Below are 13,821 nucleotides of genomic sequence, written 5' to 3' on the forward strand. Positions count from 1 at the left end.
AATACTCACAGAACGAGTTTGAGTGCTGGCGGGGTGGAGGGCGCTTCGATGGACTCGGCCGAAGCCGGCCCGAACACGCTGTTGAATTCGGTTGAGTTGGCTTCCTCTTGGTCAGATTCGACGGGCTTGTCGACGCCCAGCAGAATCAGATTCCAGAACTGGTGCCGAATGATGCGGCTTTGCTCGCCCAGGCTCTTGATCCTGGCCGACTCCGGGCTCAGCGGGGCCTCGGCCAGTTCTTCGCGCAGCCGGTTGTGAAACACATGATGTTCGCGCATCAGTCTCAGAAATCCGGGCCGGTTGCTGTAACGCGCGCCATTTTCGTGGCACCACAGGCCAAGGGCGCAGGCGTTCTGGGCATCTGGCTCGATGAGCTGCTTGCGTTCTTCCGAACTGATGGTGCCGCGCTCGGCGTGCAGCGCGGTGTTGTTGTGCTGCACCAGGGCGTGGATCGCATCGGGCGAGATTTGCGCCTGCTTGGGCAGCAAGGCCGCCCAAGGCAGTTGCGAGCGCCAGGTGGTGAGCCAGGCATCCATGGCTTCGGCGGTCATCGGCCGGGCGATGGCATAACCCTGAAAACGGCGGCACGACATGGAGGCCAGCGCCAGCGCGTGTTGCGGCGTGCTCACGCCCTCGGCCACCACGGCCAGGCCCATCAGCGCGGCGGTGCGCAGCAGCCCGTAAGTGATGCTCAGCCCGGCGCCGCTGGTGAACAGGTCGCGGGTGAAGCTGCGGTCGATCTTGACCGACGAGACCTCGAGTTGTTGCAGATGGGTGAGGCTGGCGCTGCCGGTGCCAAAGTCGTCGAGCGCGACCCGCACGCCGAGATGGCGGCACCGGCTGACGACAAAGCTGGCCATGCGGCTGTCGAGCTCGGAGCCATGCTCGGTGACTTCGAGCACGAGCCGTTCCGGCGGACATTGCGGATGGCGTTCCAGCGCGGTACGCAGGTCGGAGAGAAACTGCGGATCGAGAAAATGGCGCGGACTGATGTTGACGTTGACCTGAATCTCCCGGCCCTGCAGATGCCAGCGCTGCGCCTGATCGAGCGCGGCAGACAGTACGAAACGTCCGACCGGCACACCGATTTGCTCGTCATCGAGCACCGACTCGAAGGCGCCCGCCGTGTGCACGCCGTCGGCGTCGCGCAGGCGCAGCAGCGCTTCGGCGCTGTGGACGCCAACCACGCCCGCAGCCGTGCCGCCATCGAGTGACAGAATGGGCTGGTAGTGCAGTTCCAGCCGGTTGTGATGCAGCGCGTCGAGCACCCAGTTGAGCTTGCGATCATGCTCCTGCAGGGCGTCTTCCATATGCTGGTCGAAAAAGCGGTACTGTTGGCGGCCGCCTTCCTTGGAGGCGTACATCGCCAGATCGGCGCGGCGCATCAAGGTGAGCGCATCCACCGGCTGCGCTTGCTGCTGAATGACGATGCCCAGCGACAGCCCGATCTGCAGGGCGTGGCTCTGCACCGTGCACTCCTGCTCCATGCTTTTGACCAATCGGTCGGCCACTGCGCGCAGCTGGTCGAGCGAGGTGTACCCGGTGAACATCACCACGAACTCGTCTCCGCCCAGCCGCGCCAGCACATCGGTCTGGCGCAGCACGCTACGCAGACGCTGGCCCACGGCCACCAGTAGTTGATCTCCCACCGAATGGCCCAGACGGTCGTTGACGATCTTGAAGCGGTCGAGATCGATCATGCCCACGGCCAGAGCCTGATGCGGATGCTTGACCAGCGTGGCGCTCAATTTCTGCATGAACGCCCGGCGGTTGGCCAAGCCGGTGAGATCATCGCGATGGGCGATGGTGCGATAGGTCTTGTACTCGTCGCGGATCTGCTCGTTGTGCTGCACCAGCTTGCGGCTGAAGCGCTCTTTGAACAACTGCGTGGCGATGCTGAAAGCCAGCGCTTCGGTGAACGCAATCCACAGCAGCGTCTGCTGCGTCCAGCCGTTGGTGGGAATGCTCCAGCGGCCCGCGCTCAACAAGAGAGCGATCAGGGTCATCGCCGCGATCAGGCCGTACATGAACACGATCTGGCGACGGCGAAAGCGCAGCACTTCGATGGGCACGATGCCAATCAGGATCAGCATGGCGATGAACGCAATCTGCGGTTGCCAGATGGCAAAGCCCAGCTGCACGCCCACGTTGAGCAGCAGAAAGACGTAGGTGGGGTAGGTTTTGGTGCGAACCGCTTCGTCGCTCAGGCCCTGTATCCAGAAATACAGCCCGATGTTGCCCAGCGCCCCGGCCAGAAAGTAGGCCCAGGCCACAAAAGTGGGCAGCAGCCCGATCAGCCCGTAGCCCAGAATCGTGAGGGCGCCCGCAGCGTATCCGACCAGATTCAGCGCCAACAGGGCCCGCTGCGGACGCCGCGATCTGTTGGAAGGGTGGGATTGATCCATCGGTGCGAAAACGGATTGCAAGGGGCTGCAGTCTGGGGCGAGTCGCCCGGGGTGTCGGGGTCTCGTGTTGGAGGTCAACGGAACTGCCGTAGTTTAGATAGTGTCGTCACAATAGGGATTGACCTTGAAAGGCACTGTAAATTAAGGGCGATCATCTGACGGAAACGTACTTTTTCCACACAACTCATTACGTTTTCGCCACAAGCGGACCGAAAAGGGTCTGCTGCGCAACAGTCGAGCATTTGCTTGACCTGCATCAAAGCGGAGGTGGATGGAATCGTCATGTGTTCATGTAACTAATTAATACTCATGCTTTCTTTTTGAAAGGAAGTCCATGAAAAAAGCTCTGTTGACCGTCGCCCTCTCCGCCCTGGCCTTTTCGTCGGCCGCGTTTGCGCAAGAAGCCAAAAAGCCGCTGACCTTCAGCGAAATCCAGACCATCCGCATCATGGCCGGCGGGGTGGTGGGCAACGCCCTGGCCCAGACCATGCAGCGTCCGCATCTGGGCCTTCTGGTGAACCGTTCCGTGATCTGCAACGATCTGGCCGGCGGCATCGGCGGCACCTTGACGGTGAACAAGGCCGACTCCCAGCTGACCTTTGAGTCGGTGAAGGACAAGGCCGAGATCGCCCCCGCCGTCGCCCACCTCCTGCCCTCAGACGGCATATACCTCGCCTTTGGCGGCGAGTGGAAGAAGGAAGAAAACATGGCGCTGCTTGAAGTTGCGCTGGAACAACTGGCCGAGCACAACTACAAGGGCAGCGTGATTTTCCACGTCACGACTTGGGCGCAAAAGCAGCCGCAAGAGATCGCCGCGCGCAACCCCAAAATCGCCAAATATTTTGAAACCGCCACCCTGCGCGCCGTCACGCTGGATCTGAACAAAAAAGAGGCCATGATCAACAAGATCACTTTCGACGGCAAAGACTACAAACTCAACGTCGCCGCCACCGCCCCGATGCGCGACGATTTGGTAGAACTGTTCAAGCGCCAGTAAACCCGGCGGCCGTAAACGCCTCGTCTGCACGGCACTCCACAACACCCCGCCCCGGCGGGGTGTTGTGCTTTTCGGCGCTGAGCAAAAGCAAGTGGGGCTGCCGCAGCGGTGATTCGTGTCCTGGCGGACAATCACGCAACACCGCCAGCGCTGATCCTCCCTCGTTTTTTGTCGCCCACCCCGTTGTCTCAAATCCCCCCTTCCGCTGAACAGCCGTCGCCGAACACGGACGACTCGGCTCAGCAAGGACGCCCGCTGGTCGCCATCATCGTGGCCATCGCCTTCCTGATGGAGCAGCTCGACGCCACCATCGTCACCACTGCCATTCCCGACATGGCGCGGTCGCTGCAGGTCAGCGCGGTGCAGATGAGTCTGGCGGTGAGCGCCTATGTGTTGACCCTGGCGGTGTTCATTCCACTGAGCGGCTGGTGCGCCGACCGCTTCGGCGGCCGCCGCGTGTTCGTGGCCGCTCTGGGGCTGTTCACCACCGGCTCGGTGCTGTGCGGGCTGGCCGACAGTTTTCCCATGCTGGTGGCCATGCGGGTGTTGCAGGGTTTGGGCGGGGCGATGATGACGCCGGTCGGACGCCTCATTTTGCTGCGCAGCTTTCCGCGCTCGCAGCTGGTTCGCGCCATGACCTATGCGACGCTGCCCGCCATCATCGGGCCGGTGATCGGGCCGCTGCTCGGCGGCTATCTCACCACGGCGCTGTCGTGGCGCTGGATTTTCTATGTCAACCTGCCTTTCGGTCTGCTGGGCATGGCGCTGACCGCGCGCTTCATCCGCGACGTCGATGCCCCTGCGCCGCCAGCTTTCGATCTGTGGGGCTTCGTGTTGTTCGGCCTGGCGGTGGGCTTGGTGCAGGTCTGTCTGGAAGGCGCTGACCATCTGCCGGTCGCCTGGCTGGCTGTGCTGCTGCTGGGGGCGGTGGCGCTGCTGGGCCTGTTTTGGCGCCACAGCCGCACCCGGTCGCATCCGGCGGTCGATCTGGGCCTGCTGCGCGAACGCGCCTTCGGCATTGCCACCCTGGCGGGCGGGCTGTGCCGCATTGCGATGAACGGCCCGGTTTATCTGTTGCCGCTCATGCTGCAGCTCGGGCTGGGTATGAGCCCGGTGCAGTCGGGCGCGCTCACCTTTCTGTCGGCCGTGGCCTCGCCGGTGGTGCGGGTGTTCGTCGGTACCGCCCTGCGGCGGCTGGGCTTTCGCACCCTGCTGCTGATCAGTGCCCTGGCCTGCACCACCAGCCTTTGCACCTTCGCCCTCATCGGGCCACACACCGAAACGGCGTGGATTGCGGCGGCCATCGTGTTCTACGGCCTAGTGCGCTCCACCCAGTTCATGACCTCCAACACCCTGGCCTATGCCGACATCTCCGCGCAACGCCTGAGTCGCGCCACCAGCTTGGGCGGGCTGCTGCAACAGCTCACCGTGAGTTTCGGCGTTTCACTGGGCGCTGCGTGGCTGGGCCTGTTCACGCCCCATCACTTGATGCCCTCGCTGGCGACCTTTCATCTATCTTTTCTGCTGCTGGCCGCGCTGCCGCTGCTCGCCTTGCCCGTCTTTATCCGCCTGCAGCCGCACGACGGCGCCATCGTCAGCGGGCATGTGGCGCCGCAGAATGACGGGTGACAGTGACGCGGCAACGCACAATGCAGAGTTTCCTTCCCGAGTGATGCATGCCATGGCGCTGAAAGCAACGATTTACAAAGCCGACCTGCAGGTGGCCGACATGGACCGGCATTACTACGCCGACCATGCCCTGACCCTGGCCTGCCACCCCTCCGAGACCGAGGAGCGCATGATGGTGCGGGTGCTGCTCTACGCGCTGTACGCGCAGGAGGGCATCGCTCTGACCAAGGGCCTGTTCGACGTGGACGAGCCCGACATCTGGGTGAAAGACCTCACCGGCGCAATCAAGCTGTGGATCGACATCGGCCAGCCCGATGAGAGCCGCGTGCGCAAAGCCTGCGGGCGCGCGGATCAGGTTGTCGTGGTCTGCCATGCCAGCAGTTGCCCGGTGTGGTGGAAGCAGAACGCGGCCAAGCTCGCGCGGCTGAAAAACCTCACCGTGTTGCGTATGCCGCCTGAGGTCAGCCAGGCTCTGGGTGGCCTCACCGCGCGCACGATGCAGTTGCAATGTCTGGTGCAGGATGGCGCGGTGTCGCTCAGCAGCGCAGCGGCAACGATCGCTGTCGAACTTGAGACACTGCAAGCCGCCGCTTAAAGGGCCATCAAAGGGGCCATCAAAGTCATGTCTCAGCTCACCTACGCCGATCTCAGCCCCGAAGGCGTGCTCGATGCCATCGACAGCCTGGGCCTGCGCTGCGACGGCACGCTGCTGCAGCTCAACAGTTACGAGAACCGGGTCTTTCAGGTGGGCCTGGAAGACGGCAGCCAGCGCATCGCGAAGTTCTACCGCCCCGGCCGCTGGAGCGACGCGGCCATTCTGGAAGAACACGCCTTCACCCTGGAACTGGCCGAGCGCGAGGTGCCGGTTGTGCCGCCCCTGCTCTTGGGCGGCCGCACTCTGCATGCCGTCTCCGGGCATCGGCTGGCCCTGTTCGCGCGCCAGGGCGGGCGCACTCCAGAGATCGAACAGGACGAGACGCTGGAATGGTTGGGCCGCTCTCTCGGCAGGCTCCATGCCGTTGGCGCCGCGCGCGCCTACCAAGCCCGCCCCACGCTGGATGTGCAGACCTTCGGCGTGGCGTCGCGCGACTTGTTGCTCGACGGCGGCTGGCTGCCTGAAGACCTGCGCGCCGCTTGGCTCGCCGTCGTCGATCAGTCGCTTGACACCGTGCGCCAAGCCTATGCGCGGGCCGGGGACGTGTCGCTGATCCGGCTGCATGGCGATTGCCATCCGGGCAATCTGCTCTGGACCGACGAGGGCCCGCATTTCGTCGACTTCGACGACAGCCGCAGCGGCCCCGCGATTCAGGATTTGTGGATGCTGCTCTCGGGCGACGAAGCCGACATGCGACGTCAGTTCGCGGCGCTGCTGCGCGGCTACGAGATGTTCCGCGAGTTCGATGATCGCGAGAAACACCTTGTCGAGGCCCTGCGCACCCTGCGCCTGCTGCATCACAGCGCCTGGATCGCCAGCCGCTGGAGCGATCCCGCATTTCCCGCGGCGTTTCCCTGGTTCGGCAGCGTGCGTTACTGGCAGGATCGCATCCTGGAGTTGCGCGAGCAAGTCGCGTTGATGCAGGACCCGCCGCGGATTTAGGAGCCGCCTGGAGAGATCAATGCAACCATCGGCGGTCCATCGATGCTGTTCTTTGCATCCATGCTCGCGTTCCATCATTCCCCCCATGCCCTGCCTTTTCCCGTGAAACCGATACCGTCTCGCCGCGATGCAGCGCCCCATGCGCAGACCGAGACTGGCGACTCCCTCGAACCCGGGCAGCTCTGGGCGCTGGTCGGCGTGCTGCTCGCGACGGTGCTGGTCGTGCTCGACGGCACTATCGTCAACGTCGCCCTGCCCACGATTTCCACCGAATTGCACGTCAGCGCGTCGCAGGCGATCTGGGTGGTCACGGCCTACCAGATGGCCCTGGTCATGGCGCTGTTCCCCTGCGCGGCTATCGGCGACAAGATCGGGCATCGCACGCTCTACGTCGGCGGCGTGGCGGTGTTCACCCTGGCCTCGGCCCTGTGCGTCATGGCGCCGAGCTTCGGCTGGCTGGTGGCTGCGCGGTTCATTCAGGGTCTGGGCGGTGCGGGCATCATGGCGCTCAACGCCGCTTTGCTGCGCGCCATCGTGCCGCAGCGCATGCTGGGCCGCGCCATCGGCTGGAGCGCGCTGACCGTGGCCCTGTCCTCAGCAGCCGGGCCGACCATCGGCGCGGTGATTCTTTCGCTGGCCGACTGGCGCTGGCTGTTTGCCGTCAACCTGCCGGTTGGCTTGATCACCCTGCTGGCGCTGCGGAGGCTGCCGCAGAGCGCACCGGGTCAGCGCCCGCTCGATCTGCCCAGCATGGCCCTGAACGCGCTGGGTTTTGCCACGCTCGTGCTCGGCGTCGACCGGCTCGCGGCCTCGCCCGCGCAAGGCGCTGTGCTGATGGCAGTGGCTGTCGCGGCCTTTGCAGCGCTGATCGCACGCGAATGGCGGGTTGAAGCGCCGCTCATTCCGCTCGATCTTCTGCGCGTGTCGGCGTTCCGGCTGTCGGTGCTCGCCTCGATCTGCTGCTTCGCGGCGCAGATCGCGGGCATCGTCGCCCTGGTCTTCGACTTTCAAAACCGCCTCGGCGAAAGCGCGCTGGTCACCGGCCTGGCGTTGACCCCCTGGCCCCTGACGGTGGCCGTGGCCGCCCCACTCGCCGGACGCCTGGCCGACCGCGTATCGACCGCCGCTCTCTGCACCTTTGGCGCCGTCTGTCTGGCTGCAGGCCTGCTGCTAGTGTAGTGTTTGATTCTTGAGTGAACTTAATTGAGTTGCTTGTCTCCAATGTTTTACTACGGTTTGCATTGGAGAGAGCAAGTGCGCGTTGCCCCGGCGATTGAATTGACCACCGAGCAGGAAAGCGAGCTGACGCGGCTGGCGCGTTCCAAGCGCACCAGCGTGCGACTGGCGCAGCGCGCGCGCATCGTGCTGCTGGCCGCCAAGGGCGTTCAGAACAAGGAGATCGCCGAGCAGCTTGGTATCGGTCGCGTGCAGGTCGCGCGCTGGCGCGAGCGCTATCTGCAAGCGGGGCTGCAAGGCATCGAGCGCGACCTGCCACGTGGCGCGCCGCCGGTCAAGGTGGACGCAGCCAAGCTGGTGGAGCTGACCACGCAAAGCACGCCCGAGACCGCCACGCACTGGAGCACACGCAAGATGGGTGAGGTTCTGGGCGTCAGTGCGAGCACTGTCATGCGGCATTGGCAGGCGCACGGTCTGAAGCCTCATATCGTGCGTGGCTTCAAGGTCTCGCGCGATCCGAAATTCGTCGAGAAGCTCGAAGACATCGTGGGGCTGTACATGTCCCCGCCCGAGCATGCGCTGGTGCTGTGCTGTGACGAGAAGAGCCAGGTCCAGGCGCTGGACCGCACGCAGCCGGGCTTGCCCATGAAGAGGGGCCGTGCGGCCACCATGACGCACGACTACAAGCGCAATGGCACGACCACGCTGTTTGCCGCACTCAACGTGCTTGACGGCCAGGTCATCGGCCAGTGCCAGCAGCACCATACCCACGTTGAATGGTTGAAGTTCTTGCGCCAGATCGACCGCGAGACGCCCAAGGACAAGACGCTGCATCTGATCGCCGACAACTACGCCACACACAAGCACCCGGCTGTGCAGGAGTGGCTGGCCAAGCACCCCAGGTTCAACATGCACTTCACGCCCACCTCTGCGTCGTGGCTGAACATGGTCGAGAGATTCTTCCGCGACATCACCACCGAGCGGCTGCGCCGCGGGGTGTTCACCAGCGTGCCCGAACTCGTGGCTGCCATCGACGAATACGTCGCACATCACAACGTCAACCCCAAGCCGTTCATCTGGACCAAGAGCGCTCGCGACATCCTGCAGAAGGTCATTCGCGCGAATAGACGCTTAAGTTCCAAACAGAATGGAACACTACACTAGATTTGCGCACGGAGCCGTTCTACTGCAGCGACGTCCGCCACTGCGACTGCTACCACCTAGTGTAGTGTTTGATTCTTGAGTGAACTTAATTGAGTTGCTTGTCTCCAATGTTTTACTACGGTTTGCATTGGAGAGAGCAAGTGCGCGTTGCCCCGGCGATTGAATTGACCACCGAGCAGGAAAGCGAGCTGACGCGGCTGGCGCGTTCCAAGCGCACCAGCGTGCGACTGGCGCAGCGCGCGCGCATCGTGCTGCTGGCCGCCAAGGGCGTTCAGAACAAGGAGATCGCCGAGCAGCTTGGTATCGGTCGCGTGCAGGTCGCGCGCTGGCGCGAGCGCTATCTGCAAGCGGGGCTGCAAGGCATCGAGCGCGACCTGCCACGTGGCGCGCCGCCGGTCAAGGTGGACGCAGCCAAGCTGGTGGAGCTGACCACGCAAAGCACGCCCGAGACCGCCACGCACTGGAGCACACGCAAGATGGGTGAGGTTCTGGGCGTCAGTGCGAGCACTGTCATGCGGCATTGGCAGGCGCACGGTCTGAAGCCTCATATCGTGCGTGGCTTCAAGGTCTCGCGCGATCCGAAATTCGTCGAGAAGCTCGAAGACATCGTGGGGCTGTACATGTCCCCGCCCGAGCATGCGCTGGTGCTGTGCTGTGACGAGAAGAGCCAGGTCCAGGCGCTGGACCGCACGCAGCCGGGCTTGCCCATGAAGAGGGGCCGTGCGGCCACCATGACGCACGACTACAAGCGCAATGGCACGACCACGCTGTTTGCCGCACTCAACGTGCTTGACGGCCAGGTCATCGGCCAGTGCCAGCAGCACCATACCCACGTTGAATGGTTGAAGTTCTTGCGCCAGATCGACCGCGAGACGCCCAAGGACAAGACGCTGCATCTGATCGCCGACAACTACGCCACACACAAGCACCCGGCTGTGCAGGAGTGGCTGGCCAAGCACCCCAGGTTCAACATGCACTTCACGCCCACCTCTGCGTCGTGGCTGAACATGGTCGAGAGATTCTTCCGCGACATCACCACCGAGCGGCTGCGCCGCGGGGTGTTCACCAGCGTGCCCGAACTCGTGGCTGCCATCGACGAATACGTCGCACATCACAACGTCAACCCCAAGCCGTTCATCTGGACCAAGAGCGCTCGCGACATCCTGCAGAAGGTCATTCGCGCGAATAGACGCTTAAGTTCCAAACAGAATGGAACACTACACTAGATTTGCGCACGGAGCCGTTCTACTGCAGCGACGTCCGCCACTGCGACTGCTACCACCTAGTGTAGTGTTTGATTCTTGAGTGAACTTAATTGAGTTGCTTGTCTCCAATGTTTTACTACGGTTTGCATTGGAGAGAGCAAGTGCGCGTTGCCCCGGCGATTGAATTGACCACCGAGCAGGAAAGCGAGCTGACGCGGCTGGCGCGTTCCAAGCGCACCAGCGTGCGACTGGCGCAGCGCGCGCGCATCGTGCTGCTGGCCGCCAAGGGCGTTCAGAACAAGGAGATCGCCGAGCAGCTTGGTATCGGTCGCGTGCAGGTCGCGCGCTGGCGCGAGCGCTATCTGCAAGCGGGGCTGCAAGGCATCGAGCGCGACCTGCCACGTGGCGCGCCGCCGGTCAAGGTGGACGCAGCCAAGCTGGTGGAGCTGACCACGCAAAGCACGCCCGAGACCGCCACGCACTGGAGCACACGCAAGATGGGTGAGGTTCTGGGCGTCAGTGCGAGCACTGTCATGCGGCATTGGCAGGCGCACGGTCTGAAGCCTCATATCGTGCGTGGCTTCAAGGTCTCGCGCGATCCGAAATTCGTCGAGAAGCTCGAAGACATCGTGGGGCTGTACATGTCCCCGCCCGAGCATGCGCTGGTGCTGTGCTGTGACGAGAAGAGCCAGGTCCAGGCGCTGGACCGCACGCAGCCGGGCTTGCCCATGAAGAGGGGCCGTGCGGCCACCATGACGCACGACTACAAGCGCAATGGCACGACCACGCTGTTTGCCGCACTCAACGTGCTTGACGGCCAGGTCATCGGCCAGTGCCAGCAGCACCATACCCACGTTGAATGGTTGAAGTTCTTGCGCCAGATCGACCGCGAGACGCCCAAGGACAAGACGCTGCATCTGATCGCCGACAACTACGCCACACACAAGCACCCGGCTGTGCAGGAGTGGCTGGCCAAGCACCCCAGGTTCAACATGCACTTCACGCCCACCTCTGCGTCGTGGCTGAACATGGTCGAGAGATTCTTCCGCGACATCACCACCGAGCGGCTGCGCCGCGGGGTGTTCACCAGCGTGCCCGAACTCGTGGCTGCCATCGACGAATACGTCGCACATCACAACGTCAACCCCAAGCCGTTCATCTGGACCAAGAGCGCTCGCGACATCCTGCAGAAGGTCATTCGCGCGAATAGACGCTTAAGTTCCAAACAGAATGGAACACTACACTAGCCGCCTGGATGACGCAGGAACAGCGTCTGCTGCCCCTCGTCGCCAGTACCGTGTTGTGTGGCCTGGGTTTCGGATTCTTCCAGGTGCCGAACAACCGCAACATGCTGCTCGCCGCCCCCCGCGCACGCAGCGCTGCGGCCGGCGGCATGCAAGCCACCGCGCGGCTCTCAGGCCAGACCGCGGGCGCCGTGGCCAGCTCGCTGGTGTTTCACCTGGTGGCCGGAGCTCACGCCCCTCAGGTTGGCCTGCTGGTTGCCACCGGCCTGGCCGCGCTGGGCGCCTTGTTCAGCGTGATGCGTGTGGCGCAGGGTGCCGCATTGGGCTCAGGCGGCGAAGCGCGGTCGTGAGACGGAAAGTTGTGGCAGGCGCCCTCGGATACTTTGATCGCCGCCTTTGGAGATCATCAGCCTTCCGTTCTTTTGCGAGAAATTGAGCGCTGCGATGGCGGCCAATCTTTGGCGAGTGCAGGTTCATAACAAGCTCGGATCACTCATGGAGTGGGGGCGACCATCAACGATAGTCACGACCGCCGAAATTCCTCCGGTGCTGCCTTGGGCTTACCCCCAAGATGCGTTGAAAATGCAGCCTGAAGTTAGCAGTTGACCCAAGCCCCACCTCAGTCACGATCTGCTCCACCGAAAGTTTGGTGCTCTCGAGAAGCTCTTGTGCACGCTGTACTCGCATGCGAATGAGCCATTGGGAAGGCGACTCTCCAAACTGCTCGATGAACCGCCTGTGCAGCGTTCGCGTACTGCTGCGCGCCTGATCGGCCAAGGCTGAGATGGTGAGCGGCTGATTCAAGTTGGCCATTACCCAGTTGATCAGGGGGTGTAGGTTTCTGTCAGTAGACGCGGTTGTCGGCGGAATGAACTGGGCCTGCCCACCGTCGCGCTGGAGGGGCACCACAGACAACCGCGCGACATGGGCAGCGATTGCTGCGCCGAAGTCAGATCGGATCATGTGCAGGCAGAGATCAAGCCCCGCAGCTGCTCCGGCTGACGTGAGGATCTGACCGTTGTCGACGAAGAGCACTGCAGGGTCCAAGTCGACGGCGGGATACCGTTGAGCCAACTCAGGCGCCGCGGCCCAGTGCGTGGTTGCACGCAATCCATTCAGCAAGCCCGCTTCGGCCAACACAAATGCACCCGTGCAAATTGAGGCGATCCGCGTCCCTCGTCGAGCCGCCTTACGCAGCGCCTCTACAACGGCCGGACTCACCGACATCTGCGGCAAAAAGATGCCCGGCACGATGATGGTGTCAGCGGTTTCCAGCGGCGTCAGGTCGTGTTTGATGCGCAGGCTGAACACGCCAGCATCCAGTTCGGGCTGCTCTGCACACACAGCCACTTGGTAGCAAGCTTGACCGGCCGCGCTCGTCGCATAGCGAAAGGTCTCGCAGGCCGTTGCAAGATCAAACGACAACACGCCAGGTAGGGCAAGGCAGGCCATGCGGTGCGGTCTGAGCGCTTGGGTTCGGGTTGATTTCATGCTGAGTTGACCAATCAACTTGCTGGTTTGTAGGTTCGCTGTGGAATGGCCGAAAACAGTCGAATAATGTCAATTCAGCCACTTTTCCACTATACGCGCTTTGCGAAGAATGGCGGCATGACTCTTCAAGATCGTGAGAGCAGCGTCAGTGGCTCACCATTCACCCCCAAATCTCGCCTCTCGATACTTCGTGTGTTCTGCCTCGTCGAGGCGACCACGCTGCTCGCATTGCTATTCGTTGCCGTGCCGTTGAAGCACCTGGCGGGATACCCGCTCGCAGTTGAAGTGATGGGCCCCATCCACGGATTTGTATTTTTGGTTTTTGGATGGATGGTCGTGCAAGCTATGGCGGCAGGGAGCATCTCGGGGCGGACAGGAGCAAAGTTGCTGCTTGCTGCATTCGTGCCCTTCGGCGGCATCTACAGTTGGCGGGCCCTGCGATGACATACCTCTGGATTAAAAGCCTGCATATCGCGGCCGCACTCATCTTTACTGGCGGGCTTACGCTATTGGCAGTTGTGGCATCAGGCTGGACTTTGGGGAGCGGAGTGCTTCTACCCAACGACAAGCGTATTGCGCATGCCGCCCTGTTGTGGGATCGCCGTGTGACTACGCCGGCCTTGGGTGTCGTTTGGGCAACCGGCCTGGGCCTCGCTGTATGGGGCGGATGGTTGGGTCAGGGATGGCTGACCGCCAAAATCGTGTTGGTCGTAGCCTTGTCTGCGTTGCATGGTGTATTGACGGCCACGCTACGCAAGCGCATGGAGAATGCCCCTGCGTCCAAATCATCCTGGCTAAGGCACAGCCCTGCTGTCGCTGTCGCTTGCTTGTTGGTTATTGCGGTGCTGGTCACAGTCAAACCATAGAGCGTGCGTTTGACGCATCGTCTTCTTCTTGCACGATGTTTTGACGA

The 13,821-nt window shown here is 62.8% G+C and carries 13 protein-coding genes; 11 read left to right on the plus strand and 2 right to left on the minus strand.

What is annotated here, in order from left to right; genetic code table 11:
- Positions 1-5: 5 nt before the first annotated feature.
- Entirely contained in the window at positions 6-2,405 is a 2,400-nt protein-coding gene (locus BIO17B3_RS13145) for a bifunctional diguanylate cyclase/phosphodiesterase (protein ID WP_156054363.1), read from the minus strand.
- Between the two features lie 334 nt (positions 2,406-2,739).
- Here BIO17B3_RS13145 and BIO17B3_RS13150 point away from each other — a divergent pair, with 334 nt between their 5' ends.
- From BIO17B3_RS13150 to BIO17B3_RS13190, 9 genes are all read left to right on the plus strand, one after another.
- Entirely contained in the window at positions 2,740-3,402 is a 663-nt protein-coding gene (locus BIO17B3_RS13150) for a hypothetical protein (protein ID WP_156054364.1), read from the plus strand.
- Positions 3,403-3,585: 183 nt separating this feature from the next.
- Positions 3,586-5,031: an MDR family MFS transporter gene (locus BIO17B3_RS13155; RefSeq protein WP_156054365.1), complete on the plus strand. Its 1,446-nt coding sequence runs from the start codon at positions 3,586-3,588 to the stop codon at positions 5,029-5,031.
- Positions 5,032-5,083: 52 nt separating this feature from the next.
- Positions 5,084-5,626 carry a YaeQ family protein gene (locus BIO17B3_RS13160; protein WP_156054366.1) on the plus strand — a complete coding sequence of 181 codons (543 nt, stop codon included), beginning with the start codon at positions 5,084-5,086 and terminating at the stop codon, positions 5,624-5,626.
- A 27-nt stretch (positions 5,627-5,653) separates the two neighbouring features.
- Positions 5,654-6,628 carry a serine/threonine protein kinase gene (locus BIO17B3_RS13165; protein ID WP_156054367.1) on the plus strand — a complete coding sequence of 325 codons (975 nt, stop codon included), beginning with the start codon at positions 5,654-5,656 and terminating at the stop codon, positions 6,626-6,628.
- Between the two features lie 102 nt (positions 6,629-6,730).
- Complete coding sequence (locus tag BIO17B3_RS13170) at positions 6,731-7,807, plus strand: MFS transporter (protein ID WP_232054289.1); 1,077 nt, start codon at positions 6,731-6,733, stop codon at positions 7,805-7,807.
- A 75-nt stretch (positions 7,808-7,882) separates the two neighbouring features.
- The gene (locus tag BIO17B3_RS13175; protein WP_370512643.1) at positions 7,883-8,968 is read left to right on the plus strand and encodes an IS630 family transposase; all 1,086 of its coding nucleotides are present in this window, start codon (positions 7,883-7,885) and stop codon (positions 8,966-8,968) included.
- 140 nt (positions 8,969-9,108) lie between these two features.
- Complete coding sequence (locus BIO17B3_RS13180) at positions 9,109-10,194, plus strand: IS630 family transposase (protein ID WP_370512643.1); 1,086 nt, start codon at positions 9,109-9,111, stop codon at positions 10,192-10,194.
- Positions 10,195-10,334: 140 nt separating this feature from the next.
- Positions 10,335-11,420, plus strand: coding sequence for an IS630 family transposase (locus BIO17B3_RS13185; RefSeq protein WP_370512643.1), 1,086 nt, complete (start codon positions 10,335-10,337; stop codon positions 11,418-11,420).
- A gap of 8 nt (positions 11,421-11,428) precedes the next feature.
- Complete coding sequence (locus BIO17B3_RS13190) at positions 11,429-11,767, plus strand: hypothetical protein (protein ID WP_232054290.1); 339 nt, start codon at positions 11,429-11,431, stop codon at positions 11,765-11,767.
- A gap of 163 nt (positions 11,768-11,930) precedes the next feature.
- Here the strand turns inward: BIO17B3_RS13190 and BIO17B3_RS13195 are convergent, their stop codons facing one another.
- The gene (locus BIO17B3_RS13195) at positions 11,931-12,908 is read right to left on the minus strand and encodes a GlxA family transcriptional regulator (RefSeq protein WP_156054368.1); all 978 of its coding nucleotides are present in this window, start codon (positions 12,906-12,908) and stop codon (positions 11,931-11,933) included.
- 117 nt (positions 12,909-13,025) lie between these two features.
- Between BIO17B3_RS13195 and BIO17B3_RS13200 the strand changes: the two genes are divergently transcribed.
- Both BIO17B3_RS13200 and BIO17B3_RS19480 read left to right on the plus strand, forming a co-directional pair.
- Positions 13,026-13,352: a DUF3817 domain-containing protein gene (locus BIO17B3_RS13200; RefSeq protein WP_156054369.1), complete on the plus strand. Its 327-nt coding sequence runs from the start codon at positions 13,026-13,028 to the stop codon at positions 13,350-13,352.
- The gene (locus BIO17B3_RS19480) at positions 13,349-13,774 is read left to right on the plus strand and encodes a CopD family protein (RefSeq protein ID WP_172979012.1); all 426 of its coding nucleotides are present in this window, start codon (positions 13,349-13,351) and stop codon (positions 13,772-13,774) included. Before BIO17B3_RS13200 ends, BIO17B3_RS19480 begins: the two co-directional genes overlap by 4 nt.
- Positions 13,775-13,821: the final 47 nt, after the last annotated feature.

The organism is Thiomonas sp. OC7, from assembly GCF_900634595.1.
Classification (GTDB): domain Bacteria; phylum Pseudomonadota; class Gammaproteobacteria; order Burkholderiales; family Burkholderiaceae_C; genus Thiomonas; species Thiomonas arsenitoxydans.

Excerpts from the sequence above, each read along its gene's own strand:
- BIO17B3_RS13145 (WP_156054363.1), bottom strand. The coding sequence starts at position 2,405 with ATGGATCAATCCCACCCTTCCAACAGATCGCGGCGTCCGCAGCGGGCC.
- BIO17B3_RS13150 (WP_156054364.1), top strand. The coding sequence starts at position 2,740 with ATGAAAAAAGCTCTGTTGACCGTCGCCCTCTCCGCCCTGGCCTTTTCG.
- BIO17B3_RS13160 (WP_156054366.1), top strand. The coding sequence starts at position 5,084 with ATGGCGCTGAAAGCAACGATTTACAAAGCCGACCTGCAGGTGGCCGAC.
- BIO17B3_RS13165 (WP_156054367.1), top strand. The coding sequence starts at position 5,654 with ATGTCTCAGCTCACCTACGCCGATCTCAGCCCCGAAGGCGTGCTCGAT.
- BIO17B3_RS13190 (WP_232054290.1), top strand. The coding sequence starts at position 11,429 with ATGACGCAGGAACAGCGTCTGCTGCCCCTCGTCGCCAGTACCGTGTTG.
- BIO17B3_RS13195 (WP_156054368.1), bottom strand. The coding sequence starts at position 12,908 with ATGAAATCAACCCGAACCCAAGCGCTCAGACCGCACCGCATGGCCTGC.
- BIO17B3_RS13200 (WP_156054369.1), top strand. The coding sequence starts at position 13,026 with ATGACTCTTCAAGATCGTGAGAGCAGCGTCAGTGGCTCACCATTCACC.
- BIO17B3_RS19480 (WP_172979012.1), top strand. The coding sequence starts at position 13,349 with ATGACATACCTCTGGATTAAAAGCCTGCATATCGCGGCCGCACTCATC.